Raw genomic sequence first — 18,335 nt, forward strand, 5'->3', positions numbered from 1 at the left:
ACATCCTATGCTCGCCCTTTTGATGAGGCTCACCATGATGCTTCGCCTGAATTTTTTAGCGTTATTGCTGCTTCTGCCGCTGTTTGCCAGCGCCGGACCCGCTACGGATTTTGCCGCCGCCAGCCGAACTCAGCAGGCCGATCTGCTGCAACAGTGGGCCGCTGCGCCAGATGCCCGCCGTTTACCCTTGCTGGAAGCGTTAAAAGCCGAAACCGTCGTAACGGATCAGAACCACCATCCCTTTAGTAAAACCGGGAATACGCTTCAGCCACTGGATGACGCCGCACAGCCCAACGGCGACGTTAAAAAGCTGTTTATGAACAACCGCCTGCGTGTACTGGTCGCCAGTGCTCTCGCCGCCCATCAGCTGGTAAGCCCTGATGCCGGCGTGCGCCTGCGCGCGGCGCAGCAGTTACAAAACGACGCGGCCGCTGACCTGCTTCCGCTCATAGAGAAACGCCTCAGTGTTGAAACGGATCCTCAGGTTCATGCTGCGCTGGCCATGACGGCGGCCAGTCTGCAGCTGACCAGCCCGCAGCCGATAGTGCGGCTGCGAGCGGTCAAACTGCTGGGCGAATCCAGCGATCCTAATACTCAGGCCAGCCTGCAGCGCCTGACGCAGCCCGCAGCCGAGCCCGATGAAACGGTGCGAGAGGCAGCGGCAGACAGCCTGAAGCAGATGAAAAGTCGCCTGATGTGGGGCGATCTGCTGGGGCAGGCATTCAGCGGGCTCTCGCTGGGATCGATCCTGCTGCTGGCCGCGCTGGGCCTGGCCATCACCTACGGTCTGCTGGGGGTGATCAATATGGCGCACGGTGAAATGCTGATGCTGGGCGCGTATGCCACCTGGCTGGTACAAAACCTGTTCCAGCAGTTTGCACCGCAGTATATCGCCTGGTATCCGCTGCTGGCGCTGCCGGTCGCGTTTCTGATGACGGCAGCCATTGGAATGGCGCTGGAGCGCACCATCATTCGCCATTTGTATGGCCGCCCACTGGAAACCCTGCTCGCGACCTGGGGCATCAGCCTGATGCTGATTCAGCTGGTGCGTATGCTGTTTGGTGCGCAGAACCTGGAGGTCGCCAATCCCGCCTGGCTGTCGGGCGGATTGCAGGTGCTGCCCAATCTGGTTCTGCCCTGGAACCGCATTGCAGTCATCCTGTTCGTGGTGTTTGTGCTGATACTAACCTGGCTGCTCCTCAACCGTACGCGGCTGGGGATGAACGTGCGCGCCGTCACCCAAAACCGGGCCATGGCCGACTGCTGTGGCGTGCCGACGGGCCGCGTGGACATGCTGGCATTTGGTCTGGGTTCCGGTATCGCGGGGCTGGGCGGCGTCGCTCTGTCGCAGTTAGGCAATGTCGGGCCAGAACTGGGCCAGGGCTACATCATCGATTCTTTCCTGGTAGTGGTGCTGGGCGGCGTCGGCCAGCTTGCCGGAACCGTGGTCGCCGCACTGGGACTGGGCATTCTCAACAAAGTGCTGGAGCCTCAGATGGGGGCCGTATTGGGGAAAATCCTTATTCTGGTGTTGATCGTGCTGTTTATTCAGAAACGTCCGCAGGGACTGTTTGCCGTGAAAGGAAGGGTGACTGACTGATGACGCAACCTCTCACCTTACGTCTGACGCGTCAGGCACCGCGCCTGACGCTGGGCATTGGCGCAGTCGTTACGCTGCTGCTGCTGATCATGCCGTTCCTGGCACTGCTGCCCGCCTCGCATCCGCTGGCGATCTCCACCTATACCTTAACGCTGGTCGGTAAAATTCTGTGCTACGCCGTGGTCGCGGTGGCGCTGGATCTGGTGTGGGGTTATGCGGGCTTACTTTCTCTGGGGCATGGCCTGTTTTTTGCGCTGGGCGGCTATGCGATGGGCATGTACCTGATGCGCCAGGCCTCCGGGGACAGCCTGCCCGCGTTTATGACCTTCCTGTCCTGGGATCGGCTGCCGTGGTTTTGGGCAGGCACGCAGCATTTCGCCTGGGCGCTGTGTCTGATTGTCCTCGTGCCGGGCCTGCTGGCGCTGGTGTTTGGTTTTTTTGCCTTCCGCTCGAAAATCAAAGGCGTGTATTTCTCAATCATGACCCAGGCGCTGACCTATGCCGGCATGCTGCTGTTCTTTCGCAACGAAACCGGTTTTGGCGGTAACAACGGCTTTACCGGTTTTACGACCCTGCTGGGCTTTAGTGTGACCTCAACCAACACGCGCATCGGCTTGTTTATTGCTACCGTCATGCTGCTGTTAGCAAGCCTGGTGCTGGGCTTCGCGCTGGCCCGCAGTAAATTTGGCCGGGTGCTGACCGCTGTTCGGGATGCCGAAAACCGCCTGATGTTCTGCGGTTACGATCCCCGGGGTTTTAAGCTGTTCGTCTGGACCCTCTCGGCCATGCTATGTGGCCTGGCAGGCGCGCTCTATGTGCCCCAGGTTGGCATTATTAACCCCAGTGAAATGTCCCCGACCAACTCCATTGAAGCCGCTATCTGGGTCGCACTTGGCGGGCGCGGTACGCTTATCGGTCCGTTGCTCGGGGCCGCCATCGTCAACGGCGCGAAAAGCGTCTTCACCGTGGCTTTTCCGGAGTACTGGCTGTTTTTCCTGGGGATGATGTTTATTTTGGTCACGCTGTTTCTGCCGCGTGGCGTGATGGGTTTACTGCGCCGGAGAAAAGATGACTGAGACCCTGTTCACCCAAACTCTGCCAGCCGATCGTTATCGTGCCCAGCGCGATCCGGTCCTGCAGTTGGCTAACATCACCGTAACCTTTGAGGGGTTTCGTGCGCTTAACAATCTCTCTTTACAGATTGGCGTCGGTGAACTGCGCTGCATCATTGGCCCTAATGGCGCAGGTAAAACTACGCTGATGGACGTTATTACCGGCAAAACGCGTCCCGACACAGGGCAGGTCATTTACGATCAGGATAAAAACCTCATCGCCCTGTCTCCGGTGGAGATTGCCCGTAGCGGAATTGGGCGCAAATTTCAGAAGCCGACAGTGTTTGAAGCGCTGACGGTATTTGAGAATCTGGAGATTGCCCTGAAAACCACCAAAACCGTCTGGGCCAGCCTGCGTGCGCGCCTTGACAGCGCGCAACGGGATCGGATCGATGAGATCCTGACGCTGCTGCGGCTTAGCGCCGCCCGCCAGCGAACGGCAGGTCTGCTGTCGCATGGCCAAAAGCAATTTCTTGAAATCGGCATGCTGCTGGTGCAGGAACCGCACCTGCTGCTGCTTGATGAGCCCGCTGCGGGCATGACCGATGCGGAAACTGACTACACCGCAGAACTGTTTCGCAGTCTGGCGGGCAAGCATTCACTTATGGTGGTTGAGCACGATATGGGCTTCGTGGAAACTATTGCCGATCACGTCACCGTTTTGCATCAGGGAGCCGTACTGGCAGAAGGTTCCCTGCGCGAGGTACAGGCCAACGAGCAGGTCATTGACGTTTATTTGGGGCGCTAAATGTTACAGGTATCTGAACTGCATCAGTATTATGGCGGCAGCCACATTCTGCGTGGCCTGTCTTTTGAGGTTAAACAGGGTGAAGTCACCTGCCTGCTCGGCCGCAACGGTGTGGGGAAAACCACGCTGCTGAAATGCCTGATGGGCTTAATACCGGCTAAATCGGGCGAGGTGTGCTGGCAGGACAATATCATCAACGGGCGAAAGCCCCACCAGCGCGTGCAGGCCGGCATGGCTTACGTGCCGCAGGGGCGGGAGATTTTTCCGCGTCTGACGGTTGAAGAGAATCTGCTGATGGGTCTGTCACGCTTCTCATCCTCGCAGGCAAAGCAGGTGCCTGAAGAGATTTACCAGCTGTTTCCGGTATTGTTCGATATGAAATCCCGCCGGGGCGGCGATCTGTCCGGCGGCCAGCAACAGCAGTTGGCCATTGGCCGGGCGCTGGCCAGCCGTCCACAGTTGCTGATCCTCGACGAGCCTACCGAAGGGATTCAGCCTTCAGTGATCAAAGAGATTGGCCTGGTGATCCGCCAACTGGCACAGCGCGGCGACATGGCGATTCTGCTGGTCGAGCAGTTTTATGATTTTGCCGCGGACCTGGCCGACCGCTATCTGGTCATGTCGCGCGGTGAAATTATCCAGCGCGGGCGCGGTGAAGAGATGGAAACGGATAACGTGCGGAGCCTGGTCGCCATCTGATTCTCCTCCTGTCAGGCAGGTCGGCGCGCAGGCTGACCTGCCTGGATCGCGGCACCCTGCGCTTTCTTCCCACCTGAGCCATGCACGCCCACGGTACGCATCCGTGACCGGCCCGTTTCTTTTCCGTCGTTAAATTCTTGTGTAATAACGCACAAGACATCTTGTAATAAATAACAGTAAGTATAATAATTCTCATTTGCATTCAATATGCATAACACCTTTGTCACATGACTTTCTGCGCCTTTCTTCTACCGGGCGCGTTGTATTTGCCTTTGTAAGGGATAAACAATGAGAATGCCTTTTGGCCCGAAACGGTTAGCGCTACTGTGTTCCATCGCCATTGCCGCCCCTGCGGTCTCCTTTGCCGCCGATACGCTGGTGGTGACAGCAAAGCCGGAAGAAACATCGACCACGCCCACTGAAGGCTACACGGCGACCGTCAGTAAAGGGGCAACCAAAACCGATCGTCCTTTGATTACCACCGGTCAGTCCGTTTCGGTCGTGACGCGCCAGCAAATGGCCGATCAGGGCGCAATGGATGTGAATCAGGCGCTTAACTACACCGCCGGTGCCTTCACGAACTTCGCTGGCGCAGCCACCCGCTACGACACGGTCTCTCTGCGCGGCTTCCACGGCGGCGATGTCGATAACATTTTCCTGGACGGTCTGCGCCTGATGAGCGATCCCGGCAGCTATAACGTGCTGCAGGTCGATCCCTGGTTCCTCGACCGTATTGATGTGATCAAAGGTCCTTCTTCTGCCCTCTATGGACAGACGGTGCCGGGTGGCTTAGTGATGGAAAGCTCCAGACGTCCGCAGTATGCGCCTGAGGGACATTTCCGTTTGTCTACCGGCAACCATAACACCAACAGCGCTGCGTTTGATTACACCAATGCCATCAACGATCAGTGGGCGTTTCGTCTGACCGGCATAACGCGCAACAGTGATACGCAGTACGATCACACACGCGAAGAAAAATATGCGATTTCGCCTTCACTGCTGTGGCAACCTGATGAGGATACGTCACTCCTGCTGCGCGCTTATCTGCAAAAAGATCCGTCCGGCGGCTATCACAGTGCCGTGCCTGGGGACGGCAGCATCACCGAACATAACGGGCGTAAGCTCAGCACCGGTTTCTATGATGGCGACAGCGCGCTGGATCAGTTCAAACGGCGGGAGCAAATTTACAGCGCGGAATTCGCTCACCGCTTTAATGAAACCTGGGCGTTTCGCTCGAATGCCAGCTACTCCCATTCCAATGTCGATCTGGATCAGGTTTATCAGATTGGCTGGGCATCACCGCAGTCCGAACTGCTCAATCGCTACTATTCCGGCTCGCGTTCGTCGCTGCAGGCGTACGCGATTGATAACCAGCTGGAAGCCGACTTTAATACCGGTCCGGTGGATCACAAGGTGGTGCTGGGTGCGGAATACCATCAGTACACGAACGATTTACGGGATGCCAGCGGCCCAGCCAGTTCACTCAATGCGCTGACAGGTCAGGCCGTGGGCGTGAATCCGGCTTACGTGTTTACAAATTCACAGCGTCGTTACTATCAAACCGGCGTGTACCTGCAGGATGAGCTGAAATGGGACAAATGGCATCTGGATCTCTCAGGCCGCTACGATCGCATCGTGTCTGAAAACCGCCAGTACAGCACCGATACCCAATATCGTCGTCAGGATGATCACGTCAGTGGCCGGGCGGCGCTGCTGTATGCCTTTGATAACGGGATTTCGCCCTACGTCAGCTACAGCCAGGCGATTACGCCACAGTCCCTTTCCGGACGGGATGGCAACCTGCTGAAGCCAACGACCTCGGAGCAGTATGAGACCGGCATTAAGTACCAGCCCGTGGGCACGTCCGATCTCTACTCCGCCGCGATCTACGACCTGACACAGAATGATGTCGGTAACCGCGTGGTAGTAGGCTCCTATTATGAACCGGCTGGCAAAGTGCACTCTCAGGGCCTCGAACTGGAAGCGCATAATCAGCTCACCCCGCGACTGAGCACGCTGGCGAGCGTGACGGTGAACCATGTGCGCTTCAAAGATTCCATCGACGGCAATAACGGCCACACGCCTTACGTGACGCCTGACTCGATGGCGTCTGCCTGGGCGAAATACCAGTTTGATGCGGGAATCAGCGTCGGTGCTGGCGTGCGTTACATTGGTCGGCAGTGGGCAGACAATGAGAACACCACACGTCTGCCTTCCGCTACGCTGTTTGACGCCTCGGTCCGCGCTGATTTAGGTGCCTGGAACAGCAGCCTCAAAGGCGCGTTTGTGCAGCTTAATGCCAATAACCTGACCGATCGCGACTACGTTTCTGCCTGCTACGGCACGGGCTTCTGCTACTGGGGCGCAGAGCGCACCGTGGTGGCGACCGTCGGCTACGATTTCTGATCCCTCCCAGGGCGGCAATCCGTGCCGCCTGTCACCGCTTATGCCACAGCGGCGCAATGTCGCCGCTGTTTTTCTCGCAGAAAAACACGTACTAACCACAGCCACAGCACACCACAGATCAGATTCAACAGGCTGAAGCCTGCGGTACCGCCATGAAAATAGGCCACTTTGCCTGCCTCAATCCCAAAAGCAAAGACCACCATACTGACCATGCCCAGCATCGCTGCCACGCTGCCCTTCCCTGCCTGACTGGAAAATAACGTCAGTCGGTACAGTCCGGCATTGACCATCCCGCTGCCGAAGCCGTACAGGCTGAGGCCAGCCGTGAGCCCAATGTAGCTGTCCGCCTGCCATAACGTGCTCAGCGCAGCGATCAAAAGCCCTGTAACCACAGGCCAGGCACCCAACCGTAACGGCTGCTCGACGGAGAGACGGCTGGCCAGTCGTCCCAGCGTGAGATTCCCGGCAATCATTGCCATAAAGACCGGCAGTTGAAGCAGTGCGTAATCCAGTCGGCTCAGGCCCAGACCGTGAATCAGGATAACAGGCGAAAGCGCGACCCATGTCAGGCAGGGAATCGTCACCAGGCCAATAGCCAGCGAACCGCACATCACCTGGCGGTCTTTTAGCAACGCATAATAGCCCGCCGCCAGCGACGGCAGCGATACGGAGGTGCGTCTGTCACCTGCGGTTTCCGGCATCGACAGGCCCAGGCCAATGAGCGACAGCGCGGCCAGAGCAGCGAAAAACAGAAACAGTGTGCGCCAGTCTGCGACGGCCAGAAACGCCGTACCCGCCAGCGGCCCGGCCAGCGGAGCCAGCAGCGCAACGTTCGCCATCAGCGCCATCATCTTTACGCTGAGTGCCTCGTCAAAAGCCTCCTGAATGGCGGCATAGCCCACCGCACCGATAAAGCACAGGCTGATGCCCTGCAGAAAGCGCAGCAGGATAAAGGGCCCGATGCCCTGCACCCAGTGCGTCGCCAGACAGGTCAGCATAAAAAACGCAACACCGGTCAGCAGGACCGGACGGCGGCCCAGCTTGTCGGACAGCGGCCCCAGGAGCCACTGTAACAGCATCCCGCCCATCAGATAGGCGGTCAGCGAGGTGGCCACCCACTCCGGGCCCACGTGAAACGCCTGTGTGACCCGCAGCATGCCGGGCTGAATCATGTCATGCGCGAGATAGGTGGCAAACTCAAACAGCACCAGCGATAAAGGAAATAACAGATGTCGTCGCGTCAGGCGCGAGACAGGTTGAAAACGAGCCATCGTCAGTATTATCCAGTAAAACGAGAAAAACGCGGCCGCCAGGGCGACCGCGCTGATGGGAAGGCGGTGATGATCCCGTTAACGCCACTGGGCGACAGGATTCTCCAGCGTGCCGGCAAACTTGAGGTTTTCGGCAGGATCGGACAGGTTGATCATCTGCTGATTATTGGCCAGCTGCAGGCGGTTCAGACAGGAGCGGGTAAAGGTGGGCGCAAACATATCGTAGCGGGCAAATTTACTGGCCAGCTGCGGATGCGCCTGCTGATAATCCTTCACGCACTGTGCCACCAACTGCCAGAACTGACTCTCGGGCAGCGTACCTGACTGGTGCAAAATCGCGCTGATAAAGCGGAAGATACAGTCAAAGACGTCGGTAAAAATCGACAACAGCTTCAGTTCTTCAGGCACGTCTACCGCCAGACGCTGGACGTTCTCCGGCAGTACCGCCTCCGGGTTCATGACGGCGATTTCTTCGCCAATGTCTTTCATGTAGGCGCTGACCGGCACATTGTTTTCCAGCAGCAGGATCAGATTTTCGCCGTGGGGCATAAACACCAGATCGTGTTGATAGAAGCAGTGCAGCAGCGGACTGAGGTAACAGTTAAGGTAACGTTCAACCCACTGTGCCGCAGGCAGGCCTGAGTCGGCGATCAGTGCGGGCAGTAACGGCTGCTGATGATGATCAACATGCAGGAACGCCGCCATGGTCATCAAGCGCTGGCCGGGCTGCAAATCAGGAACCGGATTATCGCGCCACAGGGCCGCAAACATTTTCTTATAGGCGGAATCGCCCTTAATGGCACGTTCGTAATGGCGGTTGTGATAGCCCACGGCGGCCACCTCGCGCAGGATGCGGAAGTTGCAGCGCTGAAGCCAGCTGTCGTTTGCCACCAGCGTTTCCAGCCATTCATTAATCGCAGGCGTGGTCGCCATATAGTACGGCGACAAGCCGCGCATAAAGCCCATGTTGAGCACCGACAGGGCAGTTTTCACATAACGCTTGTGGGGCTGGCTGCGGTTAAAGAAGGTACGAATCGACTGCTGCGCCTGATACTGGTCATCACCGATGCCCAGATAAATAATGTCCCGACTGGCAATATCCGCCGCAAACACCGTCAGCAGCTTGTTCTGCCACTGCCACGGATGCACGGGCATAAAGATATAGTCCTCGGGTTCCACCCCGTGGCTTGTCAACTGAGCCGCGAACCGATCCAGAATGGACTGCCCTAGCTCCTCCTGCAGCAACTGCGTATAGCTCAGCGCGCTGAGGCTGGAGAAATGGGCATGACGACGGTGCACGGCTACCCAGATGAGATTTACCGGCGCGGCGGCCTCTGGAGCATAAGCCAGGTAATCCCGCGCATCGAAGCCGATGCGGCCGTTATTGGCGACGAAGCAGGGATGCCCTTCCGTCATGGAGGATTCCACGGTCTGGAAGTCCGCTTTTACCAGCGCCTGGCTGTCTGGATTCTGCTTCTGCAACTTAAATACGCTGCTGCATAAGGTGCTGCTGATCTCTTCCATATAGGTGGCTAACAGCGCCTGAGGAATGCCGATCTGCGCATTAAACTCCTCAATAAACTGCAGCGCATCCAGCGGTAACGCCCGACCATTCTCCTGCTTTTCCAGTGAGGCAACGTCGATATCCCAGTGGTCCAGCGCCAGACGCTGAGCGGAAAAATGGTATTCTGCTTCGGCACCCGGCACGGCCAGGCGATAACGTCCTGGGTGCATTTCGTCGGGGACGATCAGCTTTTCATGCGCGAATTCGGCAATCGCTTTACGAATCAGTAAACGGTTAGCCTGCAGCCAGTGAGGTCCGGTGAGATGGGCACCGGTTAACAGTGAGGTGGCGTGATTCATTCGTGAGTCCTGCAGTAATGCCTGTTGATAATCGTCGCGCTGACAGAAGGCGAGCCAGGCGGTTTTGTGGCCCATATCAATGGTGTGCTGGTAGCGAAAACCCGCACGTTTGTTCAGGCGATGGATTTTGTCGTTGCGCACATCCGGTTCGACCACCACGCGACTGACCTCGGGGCGGCTGAACAGGTAGTCCATAACGGTGCTGAAGACCTGCCAGCTAAATTCCCTGACCGGGGTTTCCGCGGGCGCGATCAGAATATGCATGCCGTAGTCGTCCGGCTGAGCGGGATAGTATTTACCTACTTCATCCTCGCGGGCGCGATAGCATTCGACAAGGAAGGCCGGTTCACCATTGCAGCAGCCGATCAACGCCGCATTCGGATCCCTGGCCGTCAGCTGGTGGTAAAAGTCGGCGACCTGCTCTGGTGTGTCATTCTGCATTCCCCAGAAGCGGGCATAGTCGCGCGTCACCCAGCGATGAATCAGCGTGGCGTCAGCGGCCTGCATAGGGCGGAGGGTAAACTGGCCTGCCGGGCGGGCGGCAGTGAAAAGCGTTAACTGTGACATATTACGATTCCGATTGAGCCGGGAAAGTCTGGAAGGCAATCTGCCGTTCGACGGGATAGATCTCTTTGCCGGTGATTTCACGCAGCAGCACCGAATTGCGATAGCAGGCCATACCCAGATCCGGTGTAACGAAGCCGTGCGTGTGCAGCTCCGCGTTCTGCACGAAGATCTGGTTGTGGCGATCAATGCTGTAGTTACGCTGAACGTCGTAACGGCCCTTCTCGTCCCAGCGCAGACGCTGGCTGATGCCTTCAATAAACATCGGCGGACGATACTGATAGCCCGTTGCCATCACCAGACCGTGCGTACGGCGGGTAAAGGCACAATCCTGCTCCTGCTGATGCAGCGCGAGCTCGAACTCTCCGTTGGGTAATGCGCGCATTCCGGTCAGTTCTGAATGGGTGAACAGGTTAACGTTCAGCGCGCCATCCAGTTGCTTAACGTACATCAGATCGTAGATAGCGTTGATCAGCGTGCTGTTGATGCCTTTATAGAGATTTTTGTGGCGCGCATTCAGCGCATCGCGTTTCTCACCCGGCAGCGCGTGGAAATAGTCCACCCATTCTGGCGAGGTCATCTCCAGCGTCAGTTTGGTATATTCCAGCGGATAAAAGCGTGGCGCACGGGTTATCCAGTTCAGCTGATAGCCAAACCGATCGATCTCCGTAAGCAGATCGTAATAGATCTCTGCCGCGCTCTGCCCGCTACCCAGTACGGTAATGGACGGTTTTTTCTGCAAATCCGCCTTATTCGCCAGATACTGACTGGAGTGCGTAAAACGCGACCGGAATGGATGGCTGCAGGCAGGCAGCCAGGCTTCAGGACCGGTGCCTAACACCAGCCTGCGGGTCAGCCAGTCCTGCTGCTGCCCACTGACCGTATCGACTGCCCGCACGCGGTAGCACTGCAACGCTTCGTCGTAGCTCACATAGTCCACGCGCGTGTTCCAGCGCAGGTTACTCAGCTTTGAACAGGCCCACTGACAGTACTGGTTGTACTCTTTACGCATCAGGAAAAAGTCTTCGCGGATATAGAACGAATACAGTTTTCCTTTCTGCTTCATATAGTTCAGCAGACTGTAAGGACTGGTGGGATCGGCCAGCGTCACCAAATCGGCCATAAACGGCGTTTGCAGATGCGCACTTTCCAGCATCATGCCGGTATGCCAGTCAAAGCCCGGATTCTGATCCAGAAAGAGGCCATTCAGCCCTTCAACAGGTTCACTCAGACAGGCCAGGCTGAGATTGAAAGGACCGATGCCAATTCCGATAAAGTCATAAATGTTGTCGTTCATCGTACCGTTCTCACTGGTTAGCGGCTTGCAAAGTCAGGTCACGTGCCTGCTCCCGGCCGTAATGGACAATCAGGGCAATGACGTCTTCCATGTCAGCCACCGTAGTGGTGGGATTCAGCAGGGTAAATTTGAGGTACTGGTGACCCTCGACTTTCGTACCGGCGATCACCGCGTTACCCGAGCGGAACAGCGCCTTGCGGATACCGGCATTGATGGCATCCAGCTGTGCGGCCCGCATGTCAGGCCGGGGTACGAAACGGAAGATTTGTGTGGTCAGTTCAGGCGCATGCAGCACCTCAATAGACGGATGGGCTTTCAGCAACTGATGGGTTGCCTCGGTCAACGTCAGGATGGTATCGAATGCTTCCCCCAGCGCCGCCGGGCCCATGATGCGCAACGTCAGCCACATTTTCAGCGCGTCAAACCGGCGCGTCGTCTGAATACTTTTGTTGACCAGGTTTGGCGTCCCTTCCTGCTGGGCGCTGAGCGGATTGAGGTAATCGGCATGGTGCGTCACATGGCTGAGGTGCTGTTTATCGCGCACGAAAAACGCCCCGCAGCTGACGGTCTGGAAAAATGACTTGTGGTAATCCACCGTCACCGAGTCCGCTTTTTCGATACCACTGAGGCGCTGCCGCTGCGTTTCAGATACCAGCAGGCCACAGCCGTAAGCCGCATCGACGTGCATCCAGATGCCGTACTGCTGACACAGATCCGCGATAGCGTTCAGCGGATCGATACTGCCAAAATCGGTGGTGCCACTGGTGGCCACGACGGCGATGGGAATCAGGCCCTGCGCATGGCAGTGCTCAATTTCGCGCTCAAGCTGTACGCTGTCCATGCGGTAGTGTTCGTCGTAATCCACGGAAATCACCGCATCGTAGCCCAGGCCAAGAATTGCCATCGACTTCTGAATACTGAAATGACTCAGTCGGGAGGTCAGCACGCGCCATTTCGCGGCCTCCGTCGGCAACCCCTTATGCTTGATCAGGTGACCCGGATGGTGCGTGGCGCACCAGCTGTCCCGCGCCAGCAGCATCGCCATCAGGTTGGACTGCGTACCGCCACTGGTAAAGATGCCGTCTGCGCTCGCAGGCAGGCCGATGCGGCCCAGCGTCCAGTCAATGACCTTCTGCTCAATCAGCGTGCCGCCCGCGCTTTGATCCCAGGTATCGACGGAGCTGTTTACCGCCGCCATGATCTGCTCTGCCAGCAGCGAGGGCAGCACAACCGGGCAGTTAAGATGGGCGACATATTTGGGGTGGTGAAACCAGACGGCATCGCGCAGGTAAAGTGACCGCAGCTCTTCCAACGCGGCTTCGTTGCTGCCCAGAGGCTGATCAAGGTCGACGGCGCTGAACGCCGGGGCCAGCTCATGGGGCAGGATTCCGCTGAACGGCTTCTCCACGCGCTGCACCGTGCTGCTGATCAGCGCCAGCGCCGCGTGCGTTTGCTGCTGCCACGCCGTAATCTGCGCCTCGTTAAAGATGACGTCCTGAGCCGCAGGAATATCTTCAGACAGATGTCGGCGCGGGACCGACAGAGTTTGCTTACGTAACACCATATCCTGTTCCTTTGTTTAAGACGTAAGTCGCCTGGCCGCCCCGGTAAAAGGGCAGCAGATCGTGCCAGACCGCACGTGTCAGTTCAGATTCGGTAATCTTTAGCCGATACAGCTAACCCATCAGCCCTGAAAAATTGAGAATTTATGTTCGCAAAAATCCAAAAAACTACATTTTGTGTGGTTTATTTGTATTTACTGAGTTATTGTTAACGAAAATGACAACATAAATAATAATCATTATCATTCAATTTATGGAAGTGTAACCATTCTCATAAGTATGACTAATATCTATTTACGTGATCTTGATCACAAAAAAGTAGGTGAAAGGAGCCGCCAGGCTAACAAAACAGGCTTCCCCACGGCCCTGATGCCGTAGGGAAGTGCTGTTTTCAAGATGTGAATACAGATGACGGGATGCAGAGGCTCAGCCCCGGCACGGTTCTACATTGCGGTCTGGGCATCAAGCCTGAATACACTGACGTTCTCAACCAGCGCGCTGACCTGCTGGTCTAATGCCCGTGCGGACTGGGCTGACTGCTGTGATAAGGTTGCGTTTTGCTGCGTCGCGGCATCCATATGCGTCACCGCCAAATTGACTTGTTCAATACCGGCACTCTGTTCAGCGCTGGCAGCAGAGATATTCTCCATGAGCGTACACAGCTGTTTTACGCTCTCAACGATCGCCTGCATGGATGCCCCCGCGCCTTTTACAAGTGAATTGCCTTGCGCAACCAGCGTCACCGATCGATCCGTGAGTCCCCGAATCTCGCGGGCCGCCGTAGCGGAACGCTGCGCCAGTGCACGGACCTCTGAAGCGACAACGGCAAAACCGCGTCCGTCGTTACCAGCACGGGCGGCTTCTACCGCCGCGTTAAGGGCCAAAATATTCGTCTGGAAAGCAATGCCGTCAATTACCGTAACGATGTCATTAATTTCGCGTGAAAACTGATGGATATCTTCCATGGCAATGACCACTTTTTCGACCACCTCACCGCCATCATCGGCGCGCTGGCGCGTATCACGTGCAATGATGCTGGCATGATGGGCATTTTCTGCATTGATTTTTACAACAGAGGTCAGTTGTTCCATTGACGCCGCCGTTTCTTCCAGCGCACTGGCTTGCGCTTCATTACGTGAAGAAAGCTCACGGCTGCCATGTGCCACCTGATCTGTCGTGGCCGCAATGGCCTCTGTTCCACCGCGAACACCGATCACAATGCGTGTCAGGCTCGTATTCATATCGCGCAGTGCGGCCATCAATTGTGCCGTTTCATCATATCCGCTGACGCTAATACGGGCGCGCAGGTCACCCGCTGCTACCGTTTTGGCTATCGTGATTGCCTGTTTCAACGGTTGCGTAATGCTCTGGATAAGCCACCATGTAATTCCCGCGCCCACTATCAGGATGCATCCCATTGCGATCAGCAACATCAGGCGCGTTTGTTGGTAATGCGCAAGGTTACTCGCATCAATGTCCCGATGCATTTCCTGCGCACGCGCTAAGGTCGACGTGACCAGCGCATCGATTTGCTGGGTGGGCGCACGATCAATGCCCGTTACCTGATGATCGACCCGCGCGGGGCTGCTGATGTCGTTGATAACATAGCTGTTCAGCGCCGTCAGGTACTGGCGTTCCAGCCCGGCATGCGCCGCGCGCGCCTGCTCAACCGGGGCAACTGGCAGGTTCAGCTTGGCCTGAATCTGACTGAGCCGGGTCAATAATTGCTGCGTTTTCTGGCTTTCATTCAAAAAGGCCGTTTTATATTTATCAAATGTATTTTGTCCTTGTGTTCCACGCAGCAGAATATTCTTCCACTCCTGCACTTGTATTTTGAACTGCACCTGCGCGCTGCGCGCAGTATCAATACTTTCTGCAATGAGCATCTCCTTTGCCATAACGGCCTGACTGTTCTCTAAAGCCTGTCCGTTAACACGTAATCCGTTCCCCCCCATCAACAGGGTTGCAAGCAGCAGCAACGTGGCAAGAAAACCGAGTCTTTGACCAATTTTAAATCGATTGAGCTTCATAAAAACTGTTACCTGGTGAATAAATAGGAGAACAAACGTGACTTTCGTCACATTGATTATCGTCCTGGCGGGTAGCAACCTTTATGGAGCCGGATGAGGAAATAACGTGACACTTTTGTGACAGAAAGCCCCCAAATAGCGACATTTTGACCCATAATATCTTGCCTTGCGCTTTCACAGCCTGTGCGCTTTGACCTGTAACGGAGGTTGCTCAGCGGGCATTACCGGTGCGACCTGCGCACTGGCATATTGCGCTGCGGTACAAACCGTCCGATATCGCGCAAAGACATTGTTAAAATTTCAATATCACACATCGGCTTATTGCAGGTTACAGTACGGTTCCCCGGGTGGCATGCCAGCGATTTACGGGATAATCGCTTTGCAGGTAAGATAAAAAACGGATGCGTCGAGCATGCAACGCCTTCTTTTTTGCCTTTATCAAAGGTCACGAAGTGAAAACGGGCGAGTTGAACGCCCCCGTTACCGGCCACCTTCGCGGTGTAACAGACATATGACGTCCTCCTCAAGGAATACAGGTTCAGAGATGACAATGGAAACCCGCCGCGACGAACGTCTGCGCAAACTCGCTCTGGCACTGAAGCGCACCGATAAACTTCACCTGAAGGATGCCGCCCGGTTGCTGGACGTCTCAGAGATGACGATTCGCCGGGATCTGAGTGAACCGACATCCAGCGTCGTCCTGCTCGGCGGCTATATCGTCAGCGATCCCAGAAGCCAACCCGGTCACTATTTTGTCTCCGATCAGCACGGGCAAAACGCCACCCGCAAACAGCAGCTGGCGCAGGCGGCGGCAGGTCTGATCGGGGAGAACGATACCGTCTTTTTCGACTGCGGGACGACCTTGCCCTATGTGGTGGATGCCATTCCGGATGCCCTGCCCTTCACCGCCATCTGCTGTGCCATGAATACTTTTCTGGCGTTAAAAGAAAAGCCCGCCTGCCATGTCATCCTGAGCGGCGGTGAATTCCATGCGGATAACGCCTTATTCACGCCGGTGGGCGGACAGTGCATTCTGGATGACCTGTGCCCTGACCTGGCCTTTATTTCTGCGGCAGGCGTCAGCCACGATCAGGGCGCGACCTGCTATAACCTCAATGAACTGCCCATGAAACACCACGCGATGCGGCGCGCCCGCCAGCGAATTCTGGTGGCGGACAGCAGCAAATACGGGAAAGTGTTACCGGCCCGCATTGGCGCACTTTCACGCTTCGACCTGCTGGTCAGCGACAGCGCACCAGATGCCACGCTGAGTCAGTGGTTAGCGCAACAGTCTATTCCCGTGCGCCTGCCCTGACTTCAGCCTGTCCACCGGCGTTCTGATGCGCGTTGCCCTTTGCCGGATCGGTCTGACAACGGACATAAATCAAACAGTTATTCTGAACCCGCGGCCGCCATCGAATAATCCCATCCCCTCGGCTGTGATTAGGCGGCGAAAAAGGCTAAACTTCGACATCATCCAAACGACAAACAGACCCAGAGGCTCAATACAACGTGGCTCAATTCGTCTATAGCATGCATCGCGTTGGCAAAGTGGTACCGCCAAAGCGTCATATTCTGAAAAACATCTCCCTCAGCTTCTTCCCCGGTGCGAAAATTGGCGTACTCGGCCTGAACGGTGCCGGTAAATCGACGCTGCTGCGCATCATGGCAGGCATCGATAAAGACATCGAAGGGGAAGCCCGTCCACAGCCCGGTATCAAAATTGGTTACCTGCCGCAGGAACCGCAGCTCAACCTTGAGCACACCGTGCGTGAATCCGTTGAAGAAGCGCTGTCGGAAGTGGTTGGCGCGCTGAAACGCCTTGATGAGGTTTATGCGCTTTACGCCGAAGAAGATGCGGATTTTGACAAGCTGGCAGCTGAGCAGGGACGTCTGGAAGAGATCATTCAGGCACACGACGGCCATAACCTGAACACACAGCTGGAACGTGCAGCCGATGCGCTGCGCCTGCCAGACTGGGACGCCAAAATCGCGAACCTGTCCGGTGGTGAACGCCGCCGCGTTGCGCTGTGCCGCCTGCTGCTGGAAAAGCCAGACATGCTGCTGCTGGACGAACCGACGAACCACCTGGACGCCGAATCGGTCGCATGGCTGGAACGCTTCCTGCATGACTTCGAAGGCACCGTGGTCGCGATTACCCACGACCGTTACTTCCTGGATAACGTTGCCGGCTGGATCCTGGAACTCGACCGTGGTGAGGGGATTCCGTGGGAAGGTAACTACTCTTCATGGCTGGAGCAGAAAGATGCCCGTCTGGCACAGGAAGCCTCGACTGAAGCGGCCCGTCGTAAATCTATCGAGAAAGAGCTGGAGTGGGTACGTAAAGGGCCAAAAGGCCAGCAGTCTAAAGGCAAAGCCCGTCTGGCACGCTTTGAAGAGCTGAACAATACCGACTACCAGAAACGTAACGAAACCAACGAACTGTTTATTCCGCCGGGTGCCCGCCTGGGTGATAAGGTGCTGGAAGTCAGCCACCTGCGTAAATCCTACGGTGACCGCGTGCTGATTGACGATCTGTCGTTCTCGGTACCGAAAGGTGCCATCGTTGGCATCATCGGTCCGAACGGGGCCGGTAAATCCACGCTGTTCCGCATGATGTCCGGTCAGGAACAACCGGATTCCGGTGAGATCGTGCTGGGTGAAACCGTGAAGCTGGCCTCTGTCGATCAGTTCCGTGACAGCATGGATAACGCCAAAACCGTGTGGGAAGAAGTCTCCGGCGGCCAGGACATCATGCGTATCGGCAACACGGAAATGCCAAGCCGCGCCTATGTCGGGCGCTTTAACTTTAAAGGCGTCGATCAGGGCAAACGCGTCGGTGAGTTATCCGGTGGTGAGCGGGGCCGCCTGCATCTGGCAAAACTGCTGCAGGTTGGCGGCAACATGCTGCTGCTCGATGAACCGACCAACGACCTGGACATTGAAACCCTGCGCGCGCTGGAAAACGCCCTGCTTGAATTCCCTGGCTGTGCCATGGTGATCTCGCATGACCGTTGGTTCCTTGACCGCATCGCGACGCACATTCTGGACTACCAGGATGAAGGGAAGATCGAGTTCTTCGAAGGTAACTTTACCGAATACGAAGAGTACAAGAAACGCACGCTGGGCGCGGATGCGCTGGAGCCGAAGCGCATCAAGTACAAGCGTATTGCCAAATGATTC

12 protein-coding genes are annotated in these 18,335 nt (G+C 56.6%); 7 read left to right on the forward strand and 5 right to left on the reverse strand.

The window, feature by feature from the left end; translation table 11 throughout:
- The first annotated feature begins 34 nt into the window (after positions 1-34).
- From urtB to C1N59_RS17005, 5 genes are all read left to right on the forward strand, one after another.
- Positions 35-1,600, forward strand: a complete 1,566-nt coding sequence (urtB, locus tag C1N59_RS16985; RefSeq protein ID WP_394549917.1) for an urea ABC transporter permease subunit UrtB — start codon at positions 35-37, stop codon at positions 1,598-1,600.
- Positions 1,600-2,676: an urea ABC transporter permease subunit UrtC gene (gene urtC, locus C1N59_RS16990; RefSeq protein ID WP_033740211.1), complete on the forward strand. Its 1,077-nt coding sequence runs from the start codon at positions 1,600-1,602 to the stop codon at positions 2,674-2,676. The genes urtB and urtC overlap by 1 nt, the downstream gene beginning before the upstream one ends.
- Positions 2,669-3,460, forward strand: coding sequence for an urea ABC transporter ATP-binding protein UrtD (gene urtD / locus C1N59_RS16995; RefSeq protein WP_394549918.1), 792 nt, complete (start codon positions 2,669-2,671; stop codon positions 3,458-3,460). Before urtC ends, urtD begins: the two co-directional genes overlap by 8 nt.
- Positions 3,461-4,159: an urea ABC transporter ATP-binding subunit UrtE gene (gene urtE / locus C1N59_RS17000; RefSeq protein ID WP_325991656.1), complete on the forward strand. Its 699-nt coding sequence runs from the start codon at positions 3,461-3,463 to the stop codon at positions 4,157-4,159.
- A 288-nt stretch (positions 4,160-4,447) separates the two neighbouring features.
- A complete protein-coding gene (locus tag C1N59_RS17005; RefSeq protein ID WP_394549919.1) occupies positions 4,448-6,565 on the forward strand; it encodes a TonB-dependent siderophore receptor in 2,118 nt (705 codons plus the stop codon).
- A 38-nt stretch (positions 6,566-6,603) separates the two neighbouring features.
- Here C1N59_RS17005 and C1N59_RS17010 read toward each other — a convergent pair whose 3' ends face one another.
- From C1N59_RS17010 to C1N59_RS17030, 5 genes are all read right to left on the reverse strand, one after another.
- A complete protein-coding gene (locus tag C1N59_RS17010) occupies positions 6,604-7,836 on the reverse strand; it encodes an MFS transporter (RefSeq protein WP_394549920.1) in 1,233 nt (410 codons plus the stop codon).
- Positions 7,837-7,914: 78 nt separating this feature from the next.
- Positions 7,915-10,266: a GNAT family N-acetyltransferase gene (locus C1N59_RS17015; protein WP_394549921.1), complete on the reverse strand. Its 2,352-nt coding sequence runs from the start codon at positions 10,264-10,266 to the stop codon at positions 7,915-7,917.
- A 1-nt stretch (position 10,267) separates the two neighbouring features.
- Entirely contained in the window at positions 10,268-11,560 is a 1,293-nt protein-coding gene (locus C1N59_RS17020; RefSeq protein ID WP_033740201.1) for a lysine N(6)-hydroxylase/L-ornithine N(5)-oxygenase family protein, read from the reverse strand.
- A gap of 10 nt (positions 11,561-11,570) precedes the next feature.
- The gene (locus C1N59_RS17025) at positions 11,571-13,124 is read right to left on the reverse strand and encodes a pyridoxal phosphate-dependent decarboxylase family protein (RefSeq protein ID WP_054634526.1); all 1,554 of its coding nucleotides are present in this window, start codon (positions 13,122-13,124) and stop codon (positions 11,571-11,573) included.
- A gap of 441 nt (positions 13,125-13,565) precedes the next feature.
- On the reverse strand, positions 13,566-15,152 hold the full coding sequence (locus C1N59_RS17030) for a methyl-accepting chemotaxis protein (protein WP_394549922.1): 1,587 nt from the start codon (positions 15,150-15,152) through the stop codon (positions 13,566-13,568).
- Between the two features lie 550 nt (positions 15,153-15,702).
- On the opposite strand from C1N59_RS17030, the gene deoR reads away from it, so the two are divergent.
- The gene (gene deoR, locus C1N59_RS17035; RefSeq protein WP_033740198.1) at positions 15,703-16,467 is read left to right on the forward strand and encodes a DNA-binding transcriptional repressor DeoR; all 765 of its coding nucleotides are present in this window, start codon (positions 15,703-15,705) and stop codon (positions 16,465-16,467) included.
- A gap of 197 nt (positions 16,468-16,664) precedes the next feature.
- The gene (gene ettA, locus C1N59_RS17040) at positions 16,665-18,332 is read left to right on the forward strand and encodes an energy-dependent translational throttle protein EttA (protein ID WP_006118292.1); all 1,668 of its coding nucleotides are present in this window, start codon (positions 16,665-16,667) and stop codon (positions 18,330-18,332) included.
- Positions 18,333-18,335 lie beyond the last annotated feature (3 nt).

The organism is Pantoea sp. SGAir0183 (genome assembly GCF_043545505.1).